Annotated in this window: 22 protein-coding genes and 2 tRNA genes; 9 read left to right on the plus strand and 15 right to left on the minus strand. The window is 68.8% G+C overall.

All coding sequences use genetic code 11. From position 1 onward, the window contains the following. Nucleotides 1-12 precede the first annotated feature (12 nt). Both NTM_RS25155 and NTM_RS25160 read left to right on the plus strand, forming a co-directional pair. Nucleotides 13-255 (plus strand): Lrp/AsnC ligand binding domain-containing protein, encoded by a 243-nt coding sequence (locus NTM_RS25155; RefSeq protein ID WP_104864697.1) that lies wholly within the window; start codon nucleotides 13-15, stop codon nucleotides 253-255. A gap of 10 nt (nucleotides 256-265) precedes the next feature. Continuing rightward, a complete protein-coding gene (locus NTM_RS25160; RefSeq protein ID WP_163768820.1) occupies nucleotides 266-874 on the plus strand; it encodes a DUF3515 domain-containing protein in 609 nt (202 codons plus the stop codon). Here NTM_RS25160 and NTM_RS25165 read toward each other — a convergent pair. The 3 genes from NTM_RS25165 to NTM_RS25175 are packed head-to-tail and all read right to left on the minus strand — an operon-like array spanning nucleotide 871 to nucleotide 4,114. Continuing rightward, the gene (locus NTM_RS25165; RefSeq protein WP_104864695.1) at nucleotides 871-1,974 is read right to left on the minus strand and encodes a D-alanine--D-alanine ligase family protein; all 1,104 of its coding nucleotides are present in this window, start codon (nucleotides 1,972-1,974) and stop codon (nucleotides 871-873) included. The two genes, NTM_RS25160 and NTM_RS25165, sit on opposite strands and share 4 nt — an antisense overlap. Before the next feature lie 12 nt (nucleotides 1,975-1,986). Then, on the minus strand, nucleotides 1,987-3,114 hold the full coding sequence (locus NTM_RS25170; protein ID WP_163768822.1) for a cystathionine gamma-lyase: 1,128 nt from the start codon (nucleotides 3,112-3,114) through the stop codon (nucleotides 1,987-1,989). 4 nt (nucleotides 3,115-3,118) lie between these two features. Next, entirely contained in the window at nucleotides 3,119-4,114 is a 996-nt protein-coding gene (locus NTM_RS25175; RefSeq protein WP_232079834.1) for an NAD(P)H-dependent glycerol-3-phosphate dehydrogenase, read from the minus strand. A gap of 53 nt (nucleotides 4,115-4,167) precedes the next feature. Here NTM_RS25175 and cofC point away from each other — a divergent pair, with 53 nt between their 5' ends. The 3 genes from cofC to mutT1 all read left to right on the plus strand — a co-directional run bounded on the left by cofC (nucleotide 4,168) and on the right by mutT1 (nucleotide 8,005). Then, nucleotides 4,168-4,812 (plus strand): 2-phospho-L-lactate guanylyltransferase, encoded by a 645-nt coding sequence (cofC, locus tag NTM_RS25180; protein WP_163769622.1) that lies wholly within the window; start codon nucleotides 4,168-4,170, stop codon nucleotides 4,810-4,812. A 76-nt stretch (nucleotides 4,813-4,888) separates the two neighbouring features. Beyond that, nucleotides 4,889-7,066 (plus strand): RNA degradosome polyphosphate kinase, encoded by a 2,178-nt coding sequence (locus NTM_RS25185; RefSeq protein ID WP_104864693.1) that lies wholly within the window; start codon nucleotides 4,889-4,891, stop codon nucleotides 7,064-7,066. 39 nt (nucleotides 7,067-7,105) lie between these two features. Then, complete coding sequence (mutT1, locus tag NTM_RS25190) at nucleotides 7,106-8,005, plus strand: 8-oxo-(d)GTP phosphatase MutT1 (RefSeq protein ID WP_163768823.1); 900 nt, start codon at nucleotides 7,106-7,108, stop codon at nucleotides 8,003-8,005. A 136-nt stretch (nucleotides 8,006-8,141) separates the two neighbouring features. Here mutT1 and NTM_RS25195 read toward each other — a convergent pair whose 3' ends face one another. From NTM_RS25195 to leuC, 3 genes are all read right to left on the minus strand, one after another. Further along, nucleotides 8,142-8,801: an HU family DNA-binding protein gene (locus tag NTM_RS25195; RefSeq protein WP_083141535.1), complete on the minus strand. Its 660-nt coding sequence runs from the start codon at nucleotides 8,799-8,801 to the stop codon at nucleotides 8,142-8,144. Between the two features lie 201 nt (nucleotides 8,802-9,002). Continuing rightward, entirely contained in the window at nucleotides 9,003-9,596 is a 594-nt protein-coding gene (gene leuD, locus NTM_RS25200) for a 3-isopropylmalate dehydratase small subunit (RefSeq protein ID WP_104864691.1), read from the minus strand. Nucleotides 9,597-9,615: 19 nt separating this feature from the next. Then, a complete protein-coding gene (gene leuC / locus NTM_RS25205; protein ID WP_104864690.1) occupies nucleotides 9,616-11,061 on the minus strand; it encodes a 3-isopropylmalate dehydratase large subunit in 1,446 nt (481 codons plus the stop codon). A gap of 38 nt (nucleotides 11,062-11,099) precedes the next feature. Here leuC and NTM_RS25210 point away from each other — a divergent pair, with 38 nt between their 5' ends. Further along, the gene (locus NTM_RS25210) at nucleotides 11,100-11,801 is read left to right on the plus strand and encodes an IclR family transcriptional regulator (RefSeq protein WP_163768825.1); all 702 of its coding nucleotides are present in this window, start codon (nucleotides 11,100-11,102) and stop codon (nucleotides 11,799-11,801) included. Between the two features lie 83 nt (nucleotides 11,802-11,884). Here NTM_RS25210 and NTM_RS25215 read toward each other — a convergent pair. From NTM_RS25215 to NTM_RS25230, 4 genes are all read right to left on the minus strand, one after another. Continuing rightward, nucleotides 11,885-11,957 (minus strand) — tRNA-Glu (locus NTM_RS25215). Nucleotides 11,958-12,019: 62 nt separating this feature from the next. After that, nucleotides 12,020-12,094 (minus strand) — tRNA-Gln (locus NTM_RS25220). A 128-nt stretch (nucleotides 12,095-12,222) separates the two neighbouring features. After that, the gene (gene gltX, locus NTM_RS25225) at nucleotides 12,223-13,698 is read right to left on the minus strand and encodes a glutamate--tRNA ligase (protein ID WP_163768827.1); all 1,476 of its coding nucleotides are present in this window, start codon (nucleotides 13,696-13,698) and stop codon (nucleotides 12,223-12,225) included. After that, nucleotides 13,695-14,483 carry a fumarylacetoacetate hydrolase family protein gene (locus NTM_RS25230; protein ID WP_104864687.1) on the minus strand — a complete coding sequence of 263 codons (789 nt, stop codon included), beginning with the start codon at nucleotides 14,481-14,483 and terminating at the stop codon, nucleotides 13,695-13,697. The genes gltX and NTM_RS25230 overlap by 4 nt, the downstream gene beginning before the upstream one ends. A gap of 141 nt (nucleotides 14,484-14,624) precedes the next feature. Here NTM_RS25230 and NTM_RS25235 point away from each other — a divergent pair, with 141 nt between their 5' ends. Beyond that, nucleotides 14,625-15,824 (plus strand): MFS transporter, encoded by a 1,200-nt coding sequence (locus NTM_RS25235; RefSeq protein WP_163769623.1) that lies wholly within the window; start codon nucleotides 14,625-14,627, stop codon nucleotides 15,822-15,824. Between the two features lie 25 nt (nucleotides 15,825-15,849). On the opposite strand, the gene NTM_RS25240 is transcribed toward NTM_RS25235, so the two are convergent. The 3 genes from NTM_RS25240 to serA are packed head-to-tail and all read right to left on the minus strand — an operon-like array spanning nucleotide 15,850 to nucleotide 19,033. After that, a complete protein-coding gene (locus NTM_RS25240; RefSeq protein ID WP_232079835.1) occupies nucleotides 15,850-16,401 on the minus strand; it encodes a hypothetical protein in 552 nt (183 codons plus the stop codon). A 38-nt stretch (nucleotides 16,402-16,439) separates the two neighbouring features. Beyond that, nucleotides 16,440-17,450 (minus strand): 3-isopropylmalate dehydrogenase, encoded by a 1,011-nt coding sequence (locus NTM_RS25245; protein WP_104864685.1) that lies wholly within the window; start codon nucleotides 17,448-17,450, stop codon nucleotides 16,440-16,442. Beyond that, a complete protein-coding gene (serA, locus tag NTM_RS25250; RefSeq protein WP_104864684.1) occupies nucleotides 17,447-19,033 on the minus strand; it encodes a phosphoglycerate dehydrogenase in 1,587 nt (528 codons plus the stop codon). Before serA ends, NTM_RS25245 begins: the two co-directional genes overlap by 4 nt. 32 nt (nucleotides 19,034-19,065) lie before the next feature. On the opposite strand from serA, the gene NTM_RS25255 reads away from it, so the two are divergent. Next, complete coding sequence (locus tag NTM_RS25255; RefSeq protein WP_179963994.1) at nucleotides 19,066-20,496, plus strand: phytoene desaturase family protein; 1,431 nt, start codon at nucleotides 19,066-19,068, stop codon at nucleotides 20,494-20,496. A 29-nt stretch (nucleotides 20,497-20,525) separates the two neighbouring features. Continuing rightward, nucleotides 20,526-21,122, plus strand: a complete 597-nt coding sequence (gene wrbA, locus NTM_RS25260; protein WP_104864682.1) for an NAD(P)H:quinone oxidoreductase — start codon at nucleotides 20,526-20,528, stop codon at nucleotides 21,120-21,122. On the opposite strand, the gene NTM_RS25265 is transcribed toward wrbA, so the two are convergent. Both NTM_RS25265 and ilvC read right to left on the minus strand, forming a co-directional pair. Next, nucleotides 21,119-21,745, minus strand: a complete 627-nt coding sequence (locus tag NTM_RS25265) for a DUF3159 domain-containing protein (RefSeq protein WP_104864681.1) — start codon at nucleotides 21,743-21,745, stop codon at nucleotides 21,119-21,121. The genes wrbA and NTM_RS25265 overlap by 4 nt on opposite strands. Nucleotides 21,746-21,837: 92 nt before the next feature. Continuing rightward, a complete protein-coding gene (gene ilvC, locus NTM_RS25270) occupies nucleotides 21,838-22,851 on the minus strand; it encodes a ketol-acid reductoisomerase (protein WP_104864680.1) in 1,014 nt (337 codons plus the stop codon). Nucleotides 22,852-22,883: the final 32 nt, after the last annotated feature.

Raw genomic sequence — 22,883 nt, forward strand, 5'->3', positions numbered from 1 at the left:
AGGGGTTACGGCGTGGTGGAGGCTTTCGTTCTGATCCAGACCGAGGTCGGCCGCGCCGAGGTGATCGCCAAGCAGCTCGCCGGGCTGTCCGGTGTGCTGTCCGCCGAGTACGTCACCGGACCCTATGACGTCGTGGTTCGCGCCGAAGCGCCGTCGCTGGAGGAACTTCGTTCCACGGTGGTGCCCAGCGTGCAACAGGTCGCCGGTATCACCCGGACGCTGACCTGCCCGATCGCCCGGGAAGCCGCGTCCTAGAGTCTGGCGTGTGGACGACAGCCAGACCGGAGACGGACCGCCGCGCGCCGCACTGATCGCCGCGCTCGTGGTCGCCGTCGTCGCGGTGCTCGCGGTGCTGGTCGTCGCGGCGGTGTCTCAGCGCACACCGGCACAGCAGGCCGTCGCGATCACCGGAGTGCCTGCGCCGCAGGCCGAAAGCCCGGACTGCCGGGCGCTGGTGAAGGCGTTGCCCGAGCAACTGGGCGACTACGGACGCGCGCCGCTCGTCGACCCGGCGCCGGCCGGGACCGCCGCATGGCGCACCGACGGCGGCGAGGCGGTGATCCTGCGGTGCGGGCTGGACCGGCCCGCGGAGTTCGTCACCGGAGCGCCGCTGCAGGTGGTGGACGCGGTCTCGTGGTTCCGGGTGGGCGAAGCAGGGGTGGGAAATGACCGGGTGGGCGAAGCAGGGGTGGGAAATGACCGGGTGGGCGATGTCACGGAGCCTGATCGCAGCACGTGGTTCGCGGTGGACCGGCCCGTCTACGTCGCGCTGACGTTGCCCCCTGGCGCGGGTCCGGCGCCGATCCAGGCGTTGTCGAAGGCGATCGCGGACACCCTGGAGCCCCGCCGTCCGGAGCCGGCGCCGATCGGTTAGCGCAGACCGGTGCCGCGGGCGACGGCGGTCTCGACCATCGTCGCCAGCAGCGTCGGGTAGTCGACCCCGGTGGCCGCCCACATCTGCGGATACATCGAGATCGTGGTGAACCCGGGCATCGTGTTGATCTCGTTGATCACCGGCCCGTTCTCGGTCAGGAAGAAGTCGACGCGGGCGAGCCCCTGGCAATCGATCGCGGTGAACGCGCGGATGGCCAGTGCCCGGATCTCGTCGGCGACGGCATCGTCGACCTTGGCCGGCACGTCGAGTTCGGCGGCATCGTCGAGGTATTTCGTCTCGAAGTCGTAGAAGCCGTCCTCGCGCCCGCGCACCCCGGCGACCCGGATCTCGCCGACGGTGCTGGCTTCGAGGTGCCCGTCCGGGAATTCCAGCACGCCGCATTCGAGTTCCCGGCCGGGGATCGCGGCTTCGACGATCACCTTCGGGTCGTGGCGGCGGGCCAGCTCGACCGCGGCGGGCAGCTGATCCCAGCTGGTGACGCGGCTGACGCCGATCGACGAGCCGCCGCGCGACGGTTTGACGAACACCGGCAGCCCGAGGCGCTCGCGGTCCTCCAGCGCCACCGTGGTGTCGCGGGCCCGCAGCACGACGTGATCGCCGACGGGCAGGCCCGCGGCGGTCAACAGCTTCTTGGTGAACTCCTTGTCCATGCCCGCCGCGCTGGCCAGCACGCCGGCCCCGACGTACGGGATGCCCGCGAGTTCCAGAAGTCCCTGGATGGTGCCGTCCTCCCCGTAGGGGCCGTGCAGCACCGGGAAGACGACATCGACGGCCGCGAGGATGTCGCCGGCGGCCTCGCCGAGCGACAGCAGCTGGCCGCGGCGTGCGGGGTCGGCGGTCAGGGCGAGTTCGGTGCCCGACTCGCCTGTCACGCCGGGCAGCCTGCCGTCGGTGATCGCCAGCGTCTCCGGCCTGCCGTCGGTGAGCACCCAGGACCCGCCCGGGGTGATGCCGACCGCGGTCACCTCGAAGCGTTCCGGGTCGAGGTTGCGCAGGATGCTGCCTGCGGAAACACACGAGATCGCGTGTTCGGAGCTACGTCCGCCGTAGATCACGGCGACGCGGATGCGGGGACTCACAAGCTGGAGACGTTACCGGCTCGGCGTTGTTGCGCCCGGTCCGAGTGCCCGCTGCAGGTCCTTGATGAGGTCGTCGGTGTCCTCGATGCCCAGCGAGATCCGCGCGAAGCCGTCGGCCACCCGGTCACCCCAGCGCGCGCGCCGATCCACCGAGGTGTGGATCCCGCCGAAGCTCGTCGAGGCCACCAGCAGCTCGCTGCGCGCGACGAGGTCGTGGACCGCGTCGGCGTCGGCCAGTTCCACCGATACGATGCCGCCGAAGCGGCGCATCTGCTTGGCGGCGACCCCGTGGGAGGGATCGTCGGCGAGGCCGGGATAGCGCACCGACCGCACGGCGGGATGGTCGCGCATCATCAACGCCACCGCCGCGGCGTTCTGGCACTGCCGCTCGAATCGCAGCCCCGCGCTACCGAGGCTGCGCAGCACCAGCCACGCTTCGAACGCGCCGAGGATCGGGCCCGTGTGCAGACGTTCCCGTTCCACCCGCGCCATCAGCTCGGGGTGGCTGCCGGCGACATAACCGGCGAGGACGTCACTGTGCCCGGACAGCGCCTTGGTGGCGCTGGCCACCACCAGGTCGGCGCCGAGGGACAGCGGCTGCTGCCCCAGCGGGGTGGCGGTGGTGTTGTCGACGACGAGGACGGTGCCGCGCGCCCGGCAATCCATCGCCAGCCGGTGCAGATCCACCACGTCGAGTTCCGGATTCGACGGTGTCTCGGCCAGTACCACGTCCGCGCGCGCGGCGGCTTCGATCATCTCGGCGCACCGCGCCTCGACCACCGTCACCCCGCGCGGCGCGAGGAACTCCTCGGCGTACGCGCGCACCTGGTAGTAGCCGTCGGCGGGCACCACCAGTGTGCGGCCGGGTTCGGCGAGCACCCGCAGCACCGCTGTCAGTGCCGCCATCCCGGAGCCGAAACACAGTGCGGTAGCGGACCCTTCCAGAGCGGCGAGCGCCGATTCGAGCCTGCGCCACGTCGGATTCGACTTGCGGCCGTAGCTGTCCAGCGCGTCGCCCTCGTCGGCGGACAGGTGGTAGGTGGCGGCCGGAACCGGCGGGGCGACCACCGGCTCGCCCGGAATCTCCTCGGAGGCAACGGCTTTGACGCTGCGGGTGGAGTCGCCGTAGGTGCCGGACACGGAGCTACTCGGGCTTGGTGGTGCGGCCGAGCAGCAGCACGACCGCCTCGTCGACGGACAGGCCCTTGTGACACACCCGGTGCACCGCCTCGGTCAGCGGCATCTCGACGTCGTAGCTCGACGCGAGCGCGAGCACCGACTGACACGACGTCACCCCTTCGGCGACGTGACCGCCGGTGGCGTCGAGCGCAGCCTCCATGGTGCCCCCTTTGCCCAGACGTTCCCCGAACGAGCGATTCCGCGACTGCGGCGACGTGCACGTCGCGACGAGGTCGCCGATGCCGGCCAGACCCGCGAGGGTGGTGGGCTTGGCGCCCAAGGCGATTCCGAGACGCATGATCTCGGCCAGGCCGCGGGTGATGATCGCCGCGGCGGTGTTCTCCCCCAGCCCGACCCCGGCTGCCATACCGCAGGCCAGCGCGATGACGTTCTTGCACGCACCACCGATCTCGGCGCCGATGAGATCGGAGTTGGTGTAGGGCCGGAAGTATTTGGTGGACAGCGCGCGCTGCAGCGCCACCGCCCGGCCGGAGTCGGTGCAGGCGACCACGGTGGCCGCGGGTTGCTCGTCGCCGATCTCACTGGCCAGGTTCGGTCCGGTGATCGCCGCGATGCGTCCCTGGTCGGCGCCGGTGACCTGGGCGATGACCTGGCTCATGCGCATCAGCGTGTCCAGTTCGATGCCTTTGGCCAGGCTCACCAACGTGCTGTCGGGACCTAGATGTCCTTTCCACCGCTCCAGATTGGTACGCAGAGTCTGCGACGGCACCGCGAGCAACACGGTGCAGGCACCGGCGAGTGCCTCGGCGGCGTCACTGGTGGCGCGGATCGACTCGGGCAGCGGGGCCTCGAGGTAGTTCTCGTTGCGGTGGGTGCGATTGATCGTGTCGGCCAGTTCCGGCCTGCGCGCCCACAGCGTGACGTTGTTCCCGGCGTCTGCCAATACCTTCGCCAGTGCCGTTCCCCATGCCCCGGCCCCCATCACCGCCGCGTCAACCACGGCTTCAGACTAGCCGGGAATAATCGACTGGCAGGATGGCGCTCGTGAGCGGCATGAGGAACAGCGCTCCGGACGCCGACATCGGACTGGTGATCGCGGTCAAGCGGCTCACCGCCGCCAAGACACGGCTGGCTCCGGTGCTTTCGGCGACCGCCCGCGAGAACGTCGTGCTGGCGATGCTCGTCGACACGATCCGCGCCGCGATGGCGGTGCCCGCGCTGCGGTCGGTGCTCATCGTCACCCCCGACGACGCCGCGGCGTCGGCCGCCCGCGGCCTCGGCGCCGAGGTGCTCGCCGATCCGACGCCGCCCGGACATCACGACCCGCTCAACAACGCGTTGACCGCCGCCGAGGCGGTCAGCCGCAGGGAGAACACCAATGTCGTTGTGCTGCAGGGTGATCTCCCGGCGCTCAAGACCGAGGAGTTCGCCGCGGCCCTGGCGGCCGCTCGCGCGCACCCGCGCAGCTTCGTCACCGATCGGCACGGCACCGGCACTGCGGCGCTGTTCGGGTTCGGCGCCCCGCTGCGGCCGCACTTCGGGACCGATTCCGCCCGACGCCACCGCGACTCCGGGGCGGTTGAGTTGACCGGCGACTGGCCCGGGTTGCGGTCCGACATCGACACCCCCGACGACCTCGCCGCGGCACACCGGCTCGGCATCGGCCCGGCGACCCTGCGGGCCATCTCGGCGACGTGAGAAGGACGTCGGCATTTCGCCCGACGTTGGTCGCCACGGTGGCATGACGGCCCGCCGATAGGGAATCATCGGGACCATGACCGAAGCGCAGGCCCGCACCGACCAACAGGACTCCTCGGCGGCGTCGGTGCTGCCTGCGGTCGCGGGCCCGGATTCGGCGCCGGAAGCGCCACCGGCGACCACCGCGCCCACCGTCGAGAACCCACTGCCCGACAACCGTTACCTCAACCGCGAGCTGAGCTGGCTGGATTTCAACGCGCGCGTGCTGGCCCTGGCCGCCGATCCGTCGCTGCCGCTGCTGGAACGCCTGAAATTCCTTGCCATCTTCGCGTCGAACCTCGACGAGTTCTACATGGTGCGCGTGGCCGGGCTGAAGCGTCGCGACGAGATGGGTCTGTCGGTGCGTTCCGCCGACGGCCTGTCGCCGCGTGAGCAGCTGCGCCGGATCAGCGAACGTACTCAGCAGATTGCCAGCAGGCACGCACACGTGTTCCTTTCTGCGGTCCGCCCCGCGCTCGCCGACGAGGGCATCGTGATCGTGACGTGGGCCGAACTCGACGATGCCGAGCGGCTGAAGCTCTCGACCTACTTCCACGAGCAGGTCTTCCCGGTGCTCACCCCGCTGGCCGTCGACCCGGCCCACCCGTTCCCGTTCGTCAGCGGGCTGAGCCTGAACCTCGCGATCACCGTCAAGCATCCCGACGGCGGTCAGCACTTCGCGCGAATCAAGGTGCCCGACAACGTCGACCGGTTCGTGGAACTGGCCCCGCGCGAAGACCTGCCCGGCGTGGTGCGTTTCCTGCCGATGGAGGAGCTGATCGCGGCGTTCCTGCCGGTGCTGTTCCCGGGCCTGGAGATCGTGGAACACCACGCGTTCCGGATCACCCGCAACGCCGACTTCGAAGTCGAGGAGGACCGCGACGAGGATCTGCTGCAGGCACTGGAGCGGGAGTTGGCCCGCCGGCGTTTCGGATCGCCGGTGCGGCTGGAGGTCTCCGACGACATGACCGAGAGCATGCTGGAGCTGCTGCTGCGTGAGCTCGACGTCGCTCCCGGTGATGTGGTCGAAGTGCCGGGACTGCTGGATCTCTCGTCGCTGTGGCAGGTCTACGGGGTGGACCGGCCCGCACTCAAGGATCCGCCGTTCGTACCCGCGACCCCATCGGCGTTCGGTGAGCGCGAGACCCCGAAGAGCATCTTCGCCGCACTGCGCGACGGCGACGTGCTGGTGCACCACCCGTACGACTCGTTCTCCACGACGGTGCAGCGCTTCATCGAGCAGGCGGCCGCCGACCCCAACGTGCTGGCCATCAAGCAGACGCTGTACCGCACCTCCGGTGACTCGCCGATCGTCAACGCGCTGATTGATGCCGCCGAGGCCGGCAAGCAGGTGGTGGCACTGGTCGAGATCAAGGCGAGGTTCGACGAACAGGCCAACATCAAATGGGCCCGAGCCCTCGAACAAGCCGGTGTGCACGTGGTTTACGGGCTCATCGGATTGAAGACACATTGCAAGACGTGTCTTGTGGTGCGCCGCGAGGGTTCGACGATCCGGCGCTACTGCCACATCGGCACCGGCAACTACAACCCGAAGACCGCCCGCCTCTACGAGGACATCGGGCTGCTGACGGCCGCCCCCGACATCGGCGCCGACCTGACCGACCTGTTCAACTCGCTGACCGGCTACTCCCGCAAGGAGTCCTACCGCAATCTGCTGGTCGCGCCGTACGGAGTGCGCAAGGGCATCATCGAGCGGATCGAACGCGAGATCGCCGCCACCCTCGACGGCGCGGAGGGCCGGATCCGGTTGAAGGCCAATGCTTTGGTCGACGAGCAGGTGATCGACGCGCTGTACCGCGCATCCCAGGCTGGGGTGAACGTGGAGGTGGTCGTGCGCGGCATCTGCGCGCTGAAGCCGGGTGTGCCCGGCTTCAGTGAGAACATCGTGGTCCGGTCGATCCTCGGCCGGTTCCTGGAACACTCGCGGATCATCCATTTCCGAGCCATCGACGAGTACTGGATCGGCAGCGCGGACATGATGCACCGCAACCTCGACCGCCGCGTCGAAGTGATGGCGCAGGTTAAGGATCCGCGGCTGACCGGACAGTTGAACGACATCTTCGAATCCGCGGCCGATCCCCGGACCCGGTGCTGGCAGCTCAACAACGACGGCCACTGGACCGCCCTACCCCAGGAGGGGCACTCCGTGCTGGATCACCAGATCACCCTCATGCAGCGCCATCGGCACCCGTGACGGCGTGCGATACCGGCTTTGTGAGACACAGGAGTTGAGGTGACGAAGTCCCCTATCCTGGCCGCCGGCGCCGTGCTGTGGCGCCCGCAGGACGGCACAGGCGCCCCGGAGATCGCGGTGATCCACCGCCCCCGCTACGACGACTGGTCTCTGCCGAAGGGAAAGGTGGATGCGGGCGAGACCGAACCGGTCACCGCGGTCCGTGAAATCGAGGAGGAGACGGGCTTTCGGGCCCAGCTCGGCCGGCGGTTGCCCAGTGTCTCGTATCCGACCGAACAGGGCCCGAAGAAGGTGCGGTACTGGGCGGCCCGGGTGGTCGGCGGTGACTTTGCCGCCAACGACGAAGTCGACGAACTGAAGTGGCTGCCGCCCGATCAGGCGATGGCGCAGCTTGGCTACCCCCACGACCGCAAGGTGCTGCGCCGGTTCCTCAAGCTTCCCGCGGACACCCAGACGGTCCTGATCGTGCGGCACGCCGTCGCGGGTAACAAGAAGCGCTACCGGGGTGATGACCGAAAGCGCCCGCTGGACATGCGCGGCCGCGCACAGGCCGAGTCACTGGTGGCTCAACTGCTGGCGTTCGGCGCGGGGGAACTGTTCGCCGCCGACCGCGTGCGATGCCATCAGACGCTGGAACCGTTGGCCGAGGAACTCGCAGCGGCGATCACCACCGAGCCGGCACTGACCGAAGAGGCGTATGCCGAAGACCACAAGGCCGCGCGCCGGCGTGTGCTCGAGATCGCCGCGAGCGCCCGCACCCCGGTGATCTGCACCCAGGGCAAGGTGATCCCCGATCTGATCGCCTGGTGGTGCGAACGCGACGGTGTGCGGCCCGACAAGTCGCGCAACCGCAAGGGAAGCACCTGGGTGCTGTCGCTGGCCGACGGGCGGCTGGTCGCCGCCGATCACATGGCCAGTGCGCTGCCGCCGCAGAAGTGACTCCCGAATAGCCGACCCCGCAATTGAATTCAAAACGAATTCAGAACAGCCGCAGGACCGCCTGGTATCCGGTGGGGACCACGCACGAAATACGCCGCGGATCCCGAGGGATCCGCGGCGTACTCGCGTGAACTGACTACTTGCGTCCGCGCTTGGCCGGAGCCTTCTTCGCGGGTGCCTTCTTGGCGGGCGCTGCCTTCTTGGCGGCGGCCTTGGCGGGCGCTGCCTTCTTGGCCGGAGCCTTCTTGGCGGGCGCTGCCTTCTTGGCGGCGGTGGCCTTCTTGGCCGGCGCTGCCTTCTTGGCCGGTGCCGCCTTCTTGGCGGCGGTCTTGGTCGCGGCCTTCTTGGCCGGCGCCGCCTTCTTGGCCGGCGCTGCCTTCTTGGCGGCGGTCGCCTTCTTGGCGGGAGCCGCCTTCTTCGCCGCGGCCTTCTTGGCCGGGGCCTTCTTGGCAGCCTTACGAGCCGTGCTCGCAGCCGTCACGCCACGCTTGACCGCCGGCCCCTCGGCCGGAAGCTTCTGCGCGCCAGACACAACGGCCTTGAACTGAGCGCCGGGACGGAACGCCGGGACGGAGGTGGGCTTGACCTTCACCGTCTCGCCAGTGCGGGGATTGCGCGCCACGCGGGCGGCACGGCGGCGCTGCTCGAAAACACCGAAGCCGGTGATCGTGACGCTCTCACCCTTGTGCACCGCGCGAACGATGGTGTCAACGACATTCTCCACCGCCGCAGTCGCTTGCCGACGATCCGAGCCCAATTTCTCCGTGAGTACGTCGATGAGCTCTGCTTTGTTCATGCAAAACCTCCGAAACCAGTGGTCCTCCTTGGACCGACTAGTGCACACGGTAAACCCATTTGCTCCTGATTTCCAAGAGCCACGCGCAATTTCAGGCCAGCTCAGCGAACTTTTTTCAATCCGGTTGGCCCACTTGCCGTCCTGCGCCGGTGCGTGAAAAGGGGGTTACCGGGGCGGGATTTCGGTGATTTCGACCGCCTTTCAGGCGGGCAATGTGCGCGGTTTCCAGGCCGGGCGACGCTCTTCGAAAGCCTTGATTTCATCCTGTTTGCGCAGCGTAAGGCCTATATCGTCGAGTCCTTCGAGAAGCCGCCAGGCGGTGTAGTCGTCAATGTTGAACGGCACCATGATGGTTCCGGCGACGATCGACCGATCTTGAAGATTTACAGTGATTTCCGTCCCGGGATGCTGCTCGATGGCCTTCCACAACAATTCGACGTCGTCCTGCGCCACTTGCGCCGCGAGCAGACCCGCCTTGCCCGCATTCCCGCGGAAGATATCGGCGAAACGCGACGAGATGACTACCCGGAATCCGAAGTCCATCAGCGCCCAGACCGCATGCTCGCGCGAGGATCCGGTGCCGAAATCGGGTCCGGCGACCAACACTGAGCCTTTGTCGAACGGCGGCTGATTGAGCACGAACGACGGATCGTTGCGCCAGGCGGCGAAGAGCCCGTCCTCGAATCCGGTTCGGGTCACCCTTTTCAGGTACACCGCCGGGATGATCTGGTCGGTGTCGACGTTCGAGCGGCGCAGCGGGACGCCGATCCCGGTGTGGGTCGTAAAGGCTTCCATCACAAGTCTCCTGTCGGGTTTAGTGAGCGGCCACGGGGGCCAGATCGGCGGGTGAGGACAGCGTCCCCCGCACGGCCGTCGCGGCGGCGACCGCCGGCGAGACCAGGTGCGTGCGACCGCCCTTGCCCTGCCTGCCCTCGAAGTTGCGGTTCGACGTCGAGGCGCACCGCTCCCCCGGCGCCAACTGATCTGGATTCATTCCAAGGCACATCGAGCATCCCGCCTGTCGCCATTCAGCGCCCGCGGCGGTGAAGATCTCACCGAGGCCTTCGGATTCGGCCTGTGCGCGCACGCGCATCGAACCCGGCACGATCAGCATCCGGACGTTGTCGGCCACCTTGCGGCCCCGCAGCACCTCGGCGACGACCCGCAGATCCTCGATCCTGCCGTTGGTGCACGAGCCGACGAACACGGCGTCGACCGGAATCTCCCGCATCGGGGTGCCCGGCCGAAGGTCCATGTACGTCAACGCCTTTTCGACGGCCTGGCGCTCCCCCTCGTCGAAGACCATCTCCGGGTCCGGAACGGAGTCCGACAGCGGCACACCCTGGCCGGGGTTGGTTCCCCAGGTGACGAACGGGCTCAGCGTCGCCGCGTCGATGTAGACCTCGGCGTCGAACGTCGCGCCCTCGTCGGTGCGCAGTTGCTTCCACGCCTCGACGGCGGCGTCCCAGTCGGCGCCCTTCGGCGCATGCGGGCGGCCGCGCAGGAACTCGAACGTGGTCTCGTCCGGCGCGATCATGCCGGCGCGCGCCCCGGCCTCGATGCTCATGTTGCAGATCGTCATCCGGCCCTCCATCGACAGCGATTCGATGGCACTGCCCCGGTATTCGATGACGTAGCCCTGGCCGCCACCGGTACCGATCTTCGCGATCACCGCCAGGATGATGTCCTTGGCGCTGACACCGGGCGGCAGCTCGCCGTCGACGTTGACCGCCATCGTCTTGAACGGTCGCAGCGGCAGCGTCTGGGTGGCCATCACGTGCTCCACCTCAGAGGTGCCGATGCCCATCGCCAGCGCGCCGAACGCACCGTGGGTGGAGGTGTGGCTGTCGCCGCACACCACCGTCATACCGGGCTGGGTCAGTCCCAGCTGCGGTCCGATGATGTGCACGATGCCCTGCTCGGCGTCCCCCATCGGGTGCAACCGGATGCCGAATTCCTCACAGTTGCGCCGCAACGTCTCCACCTGTGTCCGCGAGACGGGATCGGCGATCGGCTTGTCGATGTCGACGGTCGGGACGTTGTGGTCCTCGGTCGCGATCGTCAGATCGGGCCTGCGCACCGGGCGCCCGGCCAGGCGCAGCCCGTCGAACGCCTGCGGACTGGTCACCTCGTGGACGAGGTGCAAGTCGATGTAGATGAGGTCGGGCTCGCGCGCCGCGCCCTCTCCGGTCCCGGCAACGACCACGTGATCGCTCCAGACCTTCTCGGCGAGCGTGCGGGGCTGATTCGCAACGGCCATCTTGACTGTCTCACATTCTGGAAAGCTAGTATCTCCTTGTGAGACAGAATAGCGGCATCGGCGTTCTGGACAAAGCGATCACCGTGTTGCACGCGGTGGCCGAGACCCCGTGTGGGCTGGCCGATCTCTGCGAGCGCACCGGGCTGCCGCGCGCGACCGCGCACCGTCTGGCGGTGGGCCTGGAGGTGCACCGGATGCTGGCCCGCGACGGCGACGGGCAGTGGCTGCTCGGCCCCGCGCTCACCGAACTGGCCGGTCAGGTCAACGACCCGCTGCTCGCCGCGGGTGCGGTGGTGCTGCCGCGGCTGCGCGAACTGACCGGCGAGAGCGTCCAGCTCTACCGCCGCGAGGGCACCAGCCGGATCTGCGTGGCAGCCCTGGAACCCCCAGCCGGACTGCGGGATACCGTGCCCATCGGCACTCGTCTGCCGATGACCGCCGGATCCGGGGCCAAGGTGCTGCTGGCCTTCGCCGACGCGAGCACCCAGCAGGCGGTGCTGCCCGCGGCGAAGTTCACCGACCGCACGCTGGCCGAGGTACGCAAGCGCGGATGGGCGCAGAGCGCCGCCGAACGCGAACCTGGGGTGGCCAGCGTGTCGGCTCCGGTGCGCGACGGGCGCGGTGCGGTGATCGCCGCGGTGTCGGTGTCCGGTCCGATCGACCGGATGGGCCGGCGTCCCGGCGCGCGCTGGGCAGCCGATCTCGTCGCCGCCGCCGACGCGTTGACCCGGCGCCTCTGACAAGACGCCCGGGGCGCGGCGGCCCCGACAGGATGCCGATGAAAAAACTCCGGGCCTCGACGAGGCCCGGAGTTTTCGATATGTACCCCCGATGGGATTCGAACCCACGCTACCGCCGTGAGAGGGCGGCGTCCTAGGCCGCTAGACGACGGGGGCTAGAACTGCTTTCCGGTTGGTCAGCATAGCTCAGTTGAGATTGCTGACCTAATCGGCCGCGTTGGCTGGGGTACCAGGACTCGAACCTAGAATGGCTGAACCAGAATCAGCTGTGTTGCCAATTACACCATACCCCATTAGCTGCCTGTAACCGCAGGTCACAGACCGCTTTTCGACCCTTCGCGCCTCAGTCGCATCTCTGCGGGCCGCTGCGCGATATCTCGTGGGCCGACGAGCAGACTACCAAAGATTTCGGAGTGGTTTTTCACGCCTCCGGTCCGGCGGCGGTTGCGGCGTGGTCGCGACCGGCGCGCAGCCGCTCCAGGCTGCGTTCACGGCCGAGAAGTTCGAGGGACTCGAACAGCGGCGGGCTGACCGAGGAGCCGGTGGCCGCGACCCGGACCGGACCGAACGCCTTGCGGGGTTTGAGCTCGAGGCGCTCGATCAGCGCCACCTTCAGCGCCTCCTCGATGTCGGCGGTCCGCCACTGCGTGACGCCTTCAAGGGCCTCCAGAGCCGCTGTGAGCACCGGAACGGCCGCGGCCTTGAGTTCCTTGCCCGCGGACTTCTCATCGAGCGTGAACGACGACTCGTCGAGGAACTTCAACAGGTCCCATGCGTCGCCGAGCACCACGATGCGGGTCTGCACCAGCGCGGCCGCCTCGGCGAAGCGCGCATCGTCCAGGCCGGTGTGGTGGCCGTGCGCATCGAAGTACGCGGCGAGCCGGCGCGCGAACTCCGCGGGCTCGAGCAGCCGGATGTGCTCGGCGTTGAGTGCGTCGGCCTTCTTCTGGTCGAACCGGGCCGGGTTGGAGTTGACGTCGGCCACGTCGAACGCGGCGACCATCTCGTCGAGGCTGAAGATGTCCCGGTCGTCGGCGATCGACCAGCCCAGCAGGGCAAGGTAGTTCAGCAGACCCTCGGGGATGAAGCCGCGGTCGCGATGCAGGAACAGGTTGGACTGCGGATCGCGCTTGGACAGCTTCTTGTTGCCCTCGCCGAGCACCGGCGGCAGGTGCGCGAACGCCGGTGTCATATCCGTCACACCGATGCGGATCAGCGCGGCGTAGAGGGCCAGCTGACGGGGCGTGGACGGCAGCAGGTCCTCACCGCGCAGCACATGTGTGATCTTCATCAACGCGTCGTCGACCGGATTGACCAACGTGTACAACGGATCTCCGCTACCGCGGGTCAGCGCGAAATCGGGCACCGATCCGGCCGGGAACGTCGTCTCGCCACGGACCAGGTCGACCCAGGTCAGGTCGGTGTCGGGCATGCGCAGCCGCACCACCGGCTTGCGGCCCTCGGCCAGAAACGCCGCGCGCTGCTCCTCGGTCAGCTCGCGGTCGTAGTTGTCATAGCCCAGCTTCGGGTTGCGCCCGGCGGCGAGATGGCGCGCCTCGACCTCCTCGGCGGTCGAGAAGGCCTCGTAGGCCTCACCGGCGTCCAGCAGGCGGTGGATCACGTCCAGGTAGATGTCCCGGCGCTCGGACTGGCGGTACGGCGCGTAGGGTCCGCCGACCTCGGGGCCCTCGTCCCAGTCCATGCCGAGCCAGCGCAGCGCGTCCAGCAGCGCCAGGTAGCTCTCCTCGCTGTCGCGCTGGGAGTCGGTGTCCTCGATGCGGAACACGAAATCGCCGCCGGTGTGGCGGGCGTAGGCCCAGTTGAACAGCGCCGTCCGGATCAACCCGACGTGCGGCGTGCCCGTCGGCGACGGACAGAACCTGACCCGAACTTTCACGACTTACCCTTCCGCACAACAGGATTCGATAATGTCCCGATGCCTTCGACGGTGATGCTGACGTTGTCCCCGTGCTCCAGTGGGCCCACCCCCTCCGGGGTGCCGGTCAAGATCAGATCGCCGGGCAGCAGCGTCATCACCGACGAGATCCACTCGATGATCGCCCCGATGTCGTGGATCATCAACGACGTTCGGCTGCGCTGTTTGACCTCGCCGTTGACCTCCGTGCGGATCTCCAGATCCGACGGGTCCACGTCGGTGACGATCCACGGGCCGACCGGACAGAAGGTGTCGTGCCCCTTGGCCCGCATCCACTGTCCGTCCTTCTTCTGCTGATCGCGGGCGGACACGTCGTTGGCGATGGTGTAGCCGAGGATGTTCTCGGCGGCACGCGATGCGGGAACGTCCTTGCAGGGCCTGCCGATCACGGCGGCGAGTTCACCCTCGAAGTGCACCGGGTTGGCGTCGGCGGGCAGCTGGATCGGCGTGTACGGGCCGATGATCGCGGTGTTGGGCTTGAGGAAGATGATCGGATCCTCGAACGTGCCGCCACCCATCTCCTCGATGTGGGCGAGATAGTTCTTCCCCATGCACACAACCTTGCTGGCCAGGATCGGCGCGAGCAGACGGACGTCGGCGAGCGGCCACTGCCTGCCGGTGAACGTCGGGGTGCCGAACGGGTGCTCGGCGATCTCGCGCGCGACCGCTGCCGCCGGGTCGTCGGGCGGGCCCTCGATGGAGACGAAGGCAACCCCGTCGGGACTGGCGATTCGACCGAGACGCATGCCCTCAGCCTAGTGCCCGCCCCATCGGCGCCGGTCACCGCCGCTGCAGCTTCCCGGGTGTCTTAGATAATGAGATAGTTGTTCGGCATTTTGGGATGCCTGTGGAAGCATGGCGGCGTGGGCACCCGGTCGATAACCCCGATGCGACGCTGGTCGATGCTGGTGATCGGCCTCGGGGCGACGCTGTGCGCCAACGTGTTCATCAACGGCGTGGCCTTCCTGATCCCGACGCTGCACGACGAGCGCGGTCTGGATCTCGCGTCCGCGGCCCTGATGTCGTCGCTGCCCAGCCTCGGCATGGTGGTGACGCTGATCGCATGGGGTTATGTGGTGGATCGGTTCGGCGAGCGGGTGGTGCTCACGCTGGGATCGGCCCTGACGGCCGCCGCGGCGTTCGCGGCGGCGTCGGTGGACTCGCTGATGGTCACCGGCGTCTTCCTGTTTCTCGGTGGGATGGCGGCGGCGAGCAGCAACACCGCCAGCGGCCGGCTGGTGGTCGGGTGGTTCGACGCCGAGCAGCGGGGGCTGGTGATGGGCATCCGCCAGACCGCCCAGCCGCTCGGGGTCGGAGTCGGCGCGTTGGTGATCCCGCGTCTGGCCGAATCCCACGGTGCGGCAGCGGCGTTGCTGTTCCCCGCGATCGTGTGCGCGGTCGCCGCGTTGGTGTGCCTGGTCGCGGTGATCGATCCGCCGCGTCCGCCCCGCGCCGAAGCCGACAGCGCCGCGCTGGCCAATCCGTACCGCGGTTCGGCGATGCTGTGGCGCATCCACCTGACGTCGGTGCTGCTGGTCGTCCCCCAGGTGGTGGTGTGGACGTTCACGCTGGTCTGGTTGATCAGCGAGCGCCACTGGTCACCCGAGTCGGCCGGAATCCTCGTGATGATCGCCCAGATCGGTGGTGCCGCAGGCCGCATCGCTGCGGGCCGCTGGTCGGACGCGTACGTCAAACGCTCCGGAGAGGTGATCGCGGCGCGGCTGCGCCCGATCCGGATGATCGCGGCGTCCGCCGCCGCGGCGATGGCACTGCTCGCCGTCACCGACTGGCTGGATTCCCCGCTGAGCATCGCGGTGATGCTCGCCGCATCGGTGATCACGGTGTCGGACAACGGTTTGGCCTTCACGCTGATCGCCGAGTACGCGGGACCCTTCTGGAGCGGCCGGGCGCTGGGTACCCAGAACACCAGCCAGCTGTTCGCCCAGGGTGTCGCCCCACCGCTGTTCGGCGGGCTCATCGCTGCCGTCGGCTATCCGGTCGCGTTCGCGGTGTGCGCGCTGTTCCCGCTGCTGGCGATCCCGGCGGTGCCGAAGGCCGCAGATCCTGGGCCCCGGGTAGATCGCTAGGCCCCAGCCCGGCCGGCGAATGGCACTACGCGCGTGCCCGTCTGGCGAACCGCGGCAACACGATCAGCGCGGCGGCCAGGAAGCACAGCGCGCCGACGAACGTGCCGAAGTTGGCGAGCCACTCGTCGGCCGTCACCCCGTCGGGGCGGACGAACGCGGCCAGCGCAGAGATGCCGAACGCGACACAGCCGGCCAGGTTGATCGCCCCGGCACACCAATCCCGCGAGCGCAGATCCGGCATACCCACCGCGAGCATCCCCAGCACGCCGCTGATCAGGAACAGCGCCGAGCCGGTCGCGTCGGGAGTCCACACGTAGTCACGCTGCTCGGTCACCGCGTGGGCCCACACCGCCGCGCCGGTGCTGAGGTTGAACAGCAGAGTGCCCGCGAACTGAGTCGTTGCGGCCGCCCGGTCGAACCACCGGGTCCGGTCGCTGAGCACCAGCTGAATCCACGCCGCGGTCGTGAAGAACCACGAGCCGGCGAAGCACAGTGAGTCCGCCGTCGCCGCGCCGGCCCAGCCGGGAAAGCCCGGGGCGGTGGCCAGCGCGAACAACGTCGAGCCGATCGCGAACAACCAACACTGCCGTGTCAGTGACGCGAAACCGGAAATGGCTACAGCTTCCCGAGAATCCGCTCGCCGACCTCGGTGGTCGACAGCTTCTCGTCGCCGCGGGTGGCCAGATGCTCGGCGACCGCCCGGTCGACGCGCGCCGCGGCGTCGATCTCGGCCATGTGCGCCAGCAGCAGCGACACCGACATGATCGCGGCGGTCGGGTCGGCGATGCCCTGGCCGGCGATGTCGGGCGCACTGCCGTGGACCGGTTCGAACATCGACGGATTCGTCAGCGTCGCATCGATGTTGCCGCTGGCGGCCAGGCCGATACCGCCGCACACCGCGGCGGCCAGGTCGGTGATGATGTCGCCGAACAGGTTGTCGGTCACGATGACGTCGAACCGGCCGGGATCGGTGACCATGTGGATCGTCGCGGCGTCGACGTGCTGGTAGGCGACCTCGACGTCCGGGTATTCGGCGGCGACGGCCTGCACGGTGCGCCACCACAGCGAGCCGGCGTTGGTCAGCACATTGTTCTTGTGCACCAACGTCAGATGCTTGCGCCGCTGCTGGGCCCGCTTGAACGCGTCCTGGACCACCCGGCGCACACCGAAGGCGGTGTTGACGCTGACCTCGGTGGCGATCTCGTGTGGCGTACCGACGCGGATCGCGCCGCCGTTGCCGGTGTACGGGCCCTCGGTGCCCTCGCGCACGACGACGAAATCGATCTCCGGGTCACCGGCCAGCGGGCTCTGCACACCCGGGTAGAGCCGACCGGGACGCAGGTTGATGTGGTGGTCGAGTTCGAACCGGATGCGCAGCAGCAGTCCGCGTTCGAGGACACCGCTGGGCATCGACGGATCGCCGATCGCGCCGAGCAGGATCGCGTCATGGCCCTTCAGCTCGTCGAGCACCGAGTCCGGCAGCACCTCGCCGGTGCGGTGGTAGAGCCGTGCCCCGAGGTCGTATTCGGTCGTCTCGACACCGGGCAGGACGGCGTCGAGCACCTTGAGCGCCTCGCCGATGACTTCCGGTCCGATGCCGTCGCCGGCGATAACCGCGAGTTTCATGTCAGGTCCACCACTTCCAGGGTCACAGCGTTGACGTCACGTCCGATGTTGGCGAGCACGTCGGCGGGGACCTCGCGGTCGAGCCGGAGCATGATCGTCGCCCCGTCGCCGTCGGCGTCCTGGCTGAGCTGGGCGGCCAGGATGTTGACGCTCGCGGCCCCCAGCAGCGTGCCGATCTTGCCGAGCGCGCCGGGCTGGTCGTCGTAGTTGATGATCAGGTTCACGCCCTCGGCCCGCAGATCCAGGTTGCGGCCGTTGATCTGGACGATCTTCTCCACCAGCTGCGGACCCGCCAGCGCACCGGCGACGTTGACCGTCGACCCGTCGGCCGCCACCGCGCGCACGTCGACGACGCTGCGGTGCGTCGGGCTCTCCGGTTCGGTGTCGATGGTGGCCTCAACGCCCCGCTCGGCGGCCAGCGCCGGGGCGTTGACGAACGTGACCTGGTCTTCGATGACGGCGGAGAACAGGCCTCGCAGCGCCGAGAGACGCAGCACCTCGACCTCTTCGGCGGCCAGTTCACCGCGCACCTGCACGCACAGATTGGTGGGCAGTTCGGCCGACAGCACGCCGACCAGAAGGCCGAGCTTGCGCACCAGGTCCAGCCACGGGGCGACCTCTTCGCCGACGGTTCCGCCGCCGACGTTGACCGCGTCCGGGACGAACTCGCCGGCCAGCGCGAGCTTCACGCTCGCGGCGACATCGGTGCCCGCCCGGTCCTGCGCCTCGGCGGTCGAGGCGCCCAGGTGCGGCGTCACCACGACCTGAGGCAACTCGAACAGCGGGCTGTCGGTGCACGGTTCGGTGGAGAACACGTCGAGGCCGGCACCGCGGACGTGACCGCTGGTGATCGCGTCGGCCAGCGCCTGCTCGTCGATCAGCCCGCCGCGCGCGGCGTTGACGATGATGACGCCCGGCTTGGTCTTCGCCAGCGCTTCCCCGTTGATCAGCCCGGCGGTCTCCTTGGTCTTGGGCAGGTGCACCGAGATGAAGTCCGCGCGGGACAGCAGTTCGTCGAGGGTCAGCAGCTCGATACCCAGCTGCGCGGCCCGCGCCTGCGACACGTACGGGTCGTAGGCGGTGATGTGCGCGCCGAACGCGGCCAGCCGCTGCGCGACCAGCTGCCCGATGCGGCCCAGCCCGACCACACCCACGGTCTTGCCGAAGATCTCGGTGCCCGAGAACGACGACCGCTTCCAGGTGTGCTCGCGCAGCGTGGCGTCGGCGGCCGGGATCTGGCGCGCCGCGGCCAGCATCAGCGCGAGCGCGTGCTCGGCGGCGCTGTGGATGTTCGACGTCGGCGCGTTGACCACGAGGACGCCGCGTGCGGTGGCGGCGTCGACGTCGACGTTGTCGAGCCCGACGCCGGCACGGGCGACGATCTTCAGTTTCGGCGCCGCAGCCAGCACCTCGGCGTCGACCGTGGTGGCCGAGCGTACGAGCAGCGCGTCGGCGTCGGCGACGGCGGCCAGCAACTTCTCGCGGTCCGGGCCGTCCACCCAGCGGACCTCGACCTGGTCGCCCAGGGCCTCCACGGTGGATTGGGCCAGCTTGTCGGCGATCAGTACAACAGGAAGACTCACGAGGCCTCAGCCTAATGGGCTGTAATGGCCAGGTGGAATTGACCGTCGTCGGGAGTGGCCCCAACGGGTTGGCCGCAGCCGTGATCTGCGCCCGAGCAGGAGTTTCGGTGCGCGTCGTCGAAGCGCAGGACACCGCGGGCGGCGGCGCGCGCACGCTGGCGGACCCGGAGTTCGCCGATGTGAGCCACGACATCTGCTCGGCGGTGCACCCGCTGGCACTGGCCTCGCCGTTCTTCGCGGCGTTCGATCTGCCCGCCCGCGGGGTGCGGCTGGCGGTGCCCGAGGTGTCGTATGCCAACCCGCTGCCGGACCGCCCCGCCGCGCTGGGCTACCACGACATCGACCGCACCTGCGCCGAGCTGGAAAACGGGGCGTCGTGGCGACGGCTGCTGGGCCCGCTGTCTGCGGGCAGTGAAGGGGTGGTCGGGCTGCTGCTCGGCGACAAGCGCTCGATCCCGCCCAGCCTGCCCGCCGCGCTGCGCGTCGCCCCACGGCTGCTGGCCCAGGGCAGCCCGGCGTGGAACACGTTGGCCGGCGAGGACGCCCGGGCGTTGTTCACCGGCGTTGCCGCACACACGATTTCGCAGATGCCGTCGTTGGTGGCGGCAGGCGCGGGGCTGATGCTGGCGACGCTGGCCCACTCGGTCGGCTGGCCGATCCCGGTCGGCGGGTCGCAGGCGATCCCGGACGCGCTGATCGCCGATCTGCGCGCCCACGGCGGTGAACTCGTGCTCGGCGAGGAGGTCACCGGTCCCCCGTCGGGCGTCGTGCTCTACGACACCGCACCGACGGCGTTGCTGCGCATCTACGGCAATCGGCTGCCGCCGCGCTACGCGCGCACGCTGCGCCGCTACCGCTACGGTCCTGGCGTCGCGAAGGTCGACTTTGTGCTCTCGGGCGAGATCCCCTGGCGCGACAAGCGTCTGGCCGACGCCCCGACGCTGCACATGGGTGGCGATCGGGCCACGATGGCGCTCGCGGAGAAACAGATCGCGCGCGGCAGGCACGCCGAATGGCCGATGGTGCTGGCCTCGCTGCCCCACCTCGCCGACCCGGCCCGCATCGACGCGCAGGGCCGCCGCCCGCTGTGGACGTATGCGCACGTACCCGCCGGGTCGACCGTCGACATGGCCGAGACGATCACCGCGCTGTTCGAACGGTTCGCACCCGGTTTCCGCGACCTCGTCGTCGGCGTGCGCAGCGTGCCCGCGGCGCGGTTGGCCGACCACAACGCCAACCTGGTCGGCGGGGACATCGGCGTCGGCGGCAACAACATGTTCAGCGCACTGACGGGCCCGGCGCTGCAGTGGAATCCGTGGGCCACCCCGATCCCGGGCGCGTATCTGTGTTCGTCGGCGACCCCGCCCGGCGGCGGTGTGCACGGTATGGCCGGCTACTACGCGGCGCGCACGGTGCTGCGACGCGAGTTCGGGATCAAGGAGTTGCCGCCGCTTTCCCCGTGACCCACCGCCGCGGCGGTTAAGGTGCCTCCATGACGAAGCTGGCGGTCATCTACTACTCGGCGACCGGGCACGGGACCCAGATGGCCCGCCGCATCGCCGCGACAGGCGAAGCCGCCGGCGCCGAGGTCCGGCTGCGCCACATCGCCGAGACCCGTGACCCCGAATCGTTCGCCAAGAACCCGGCGTGGACAGCGAATTACGAAGCGACGAAAGACCTTCCGGCCGCCACCGGCGACGACATCGTATGGGCGGACGCGGTGATCTTCGGCTCCCCCACCCGCTTCGGGAACATGGCCTCGCAATTCCGCACCTTCATCGACTCGCTCGGCGGGCTGTGGGCCAAAGGCCGGCTGGCCGACAAGGTCTACGCCGGCTTCACGTCGTCGCAGACCGCGCACGGCGGACAGGAGAGCACGCTGTTGACGCTGTACGTGACCCTCATGCACTTCGGCGGCATCATCGTGGCGCCCGGATACACCGACGGCGTCAAGTTCGCGGACGGAAACCCGTACGGCGTCAGCCACATCACCGGTCCGAACAACCAGAACGACCTCGACGACGCGACGCTCGACGCCCTCGACCACCTCGCGCGCCGTGTGGTGGGCGTGGCCGGCCGGCTCCGTTAGACCGGCCCGCCGCCCTTGGGCAGCGCGCGCATCGCGCTGCGGATCGCGAGGTAGATCAGCGTCGAGGTGACCAGGAAGACGGGCCACCCCATCGCGATCCGCGCGAGGGCGAGCATGCCCTCCTGGTCGGTGTCGTACAGGTGGAACTGCACGGCGAACCGCGTCGCGGACACCGCCGCCATCATCAGCGTCACCAGATCGAACGCCCGGCGCACCCGCGGTGTGCGGCGCCAGGTGTCGTCGCGGCCGGTCATCCACGCCCAGATGACACCGATCAACGGACGCCGGGCCAGCACCGAGGCGGTGAACACCACCGTGAGCGCCAGATACATCCAGATGCCGGGCAGATAGAAGTCCTTGGCCTGACCGGTGACCAGTGCCAGACCCGCCCCGGCGGCGACACCGACGAAGCCGAACAGCGCGGGCCGAGTCGATTCCCGTCGCACCAGCTGCACGGTCAGCACCAGCGCGCCGGCCGCCATCGCCGCGATCAGCGCGGGCATCAGACCCGCGATCGCGTTCAGTGCCGCGAACGTCGTCACCGGCAAAGCGGTGTACACCAGCCCCCGGATGCCGCCTGCCCGCGCGAGCAGCGCGGAGGCCGGGGTGGAACTGCCCGTCATGCTCGCCGAGGGTACCCAAACGCCGAACTGGGGTTCCCGGTCGTGATCGCTGCGCGATCCACGACCGGGAACCCCAGTTCGGCGAAAAAGAGTTAGGCCGTTTCGGTGATCGGCCGGTCCACCCAGCTCATCAGATCGCGCAGCTTCTTGCCGGTGACCTCGATCGGGTGCTCGGCGTTCTGCTTGCGCAGGGCTTCGAGTTCCTTGTTGCCGCCCTCGACGTTGGCGACCAGGCGCTTGACGAACGTGCCGTCCTGGATGTCCTTGAGGATGTCCTGCATCCGCTTCTTGGTGTCGGCGTCGATGACGCGCGGACCGGACAGGTAGCCGCCGAACTCGGCGGTGTCGGACACCGAGTAGTTCATCCGGGCGATGCCACCCTCGTACATCAGGTCGACGATGAGCTTGAGCTCGTGCAGGACCTCGAAGTAGGCCATCTCGGGGGCGTAGCCCGCCTCGACCATGACCTCGAAACCGGTCTTGACGAGTTCCTCGGTGCCGCCGCACAACACGGCCTGCTCACCGAACAGGTCGGTCTCGGTCTCTTCCTTGAACGTGGTCTTGATGACGCCGGCGCGCGCACCGCCGATCGCGGCGGCGTAGGACAGCGCCAGCGCCTGGCCCTCACCCTTGGGGTCCTGGTCGATGGCGATCAGGCAGGGCACACCCTTGCCGTCGACGAACTGGCGACGCACCAGGTGGCCGGGGCCCTTCGGGGCGACCATGCCGATGGTGACGTTGGCGGGCGGCTTGATCAGACCGAAGTGGATGTTGAGACCGTGACCGAAGAACAGCGCGTTGCCGTCTTCGAGGTTGGGCTCGATGTCGTTGGTGAAGATCTCGGCCTGCGCGGTATCGGGCGCCAGCAGCATGATCACGTCGGCCCACTTGGCGACCTCGGCCGGGGTGTCGACCTCGAGGCCCTGCTCGGTGACCTTCTCGCGGGACTTCGAGCCCTCCTTGAGACCGACCTTGACCTGTACGCCGGAGTCGCGCAGGCTCAGCGAGTGGGCGTGGCCCTGGCTGCCATAGCCGATGACGGCGACCTTGCGACCCTGGATGATCGACAGGTCCGCGTCGGCGTCGTAGAACATCTCAACTGCCATTGTCGTGAATCTTCTTTCTATTCTTTGCTTTT

Source organism: Mycolicibacterium parafortuitum, assembly GCF_010725485.1.
Classification (GTDB): Bacteria; Actinomycetota; Actinomycetes; order Mycobacteriales; family Mycobacteriaceae; genus Mycobacterium.

Bases quoted from the DNA above. Each gene is read 5' to 3' on its own strand.
- cofC (WP_163769622.1), top strand. From the start codon at position 4,168: ATGAGGAACAGCGCTCCGGACGCCGACATCGGACTGGTGATCGCGGTC.
- NTM_RS25230 (WP_104864687.1), bottom strand. From the start codon at position 14,483: ATGCGTCTCGGTCGAATCGCCAGTCCCGACGGGGTTGCCTTCGTCTCC.
- wrbA (WP_104864682.1), top strand. From the start codon at position 20,526: ATGACGAAGCTGGCGGTCATCTACTACTCGGCGACCGGGCACGGGACC.
- NTM_RS25195 (WP_083141535.1), bottom strand. From the start codon at position 8,801: ATGAACAAAGCAGAGCTCATCGACGTACTCACGGAGAAATTGGGCTCG.
- leuD (WP_104864691.1), bottom strand. From the start codon at position 9,596: ATGGAAGCCTTTACGACCCACACCGGGATCGGCGTCCCGCTGCGCCGC.
- NTM_RS25185 (WP_104864693.1), top strand. From the start codon at position 4,889: ATGACCGAAGCGCAGGCCCGCACCGACCAACAGGACTCCTCGGCGGCG.
- NTM_RS25265 (WP_104864681.1), bottom strand. From the start codon at position 21,745: ATGACGGGCAGTTCCACCCCGGCCTCCGCGCTGCTCGCGCGGGCAGGC.
- NTM_RS25245 (WP_104864685.1), bottom strand. From the start codon at position 17,450: ATGAAACTCGCGGTTATCGCCGGCGACGGCATCGGACCGGAAGTCATC.
- ilvC (WP_104864680.1), bottom strand. From the start codon at position 22,851: ATGGCAGTTGAGATGTTCTACGACGCCGACGCGGACCTGTCGATCATC.
- NTM_RS25235 (WP_163769623.1), top strand. From the start codon at position 14,625: ATGCGACGCTGGTCGATGCTGGTGATCGGCCTCGGGGCGACGCTGTGC.
- leuC (WP_104864690.1), bottom strand. From the start codon at position 11,061: ATGGCCGTTGCGAATCAGCCCCGCACGCTCGCCGAGAAGGTCTGGAGC.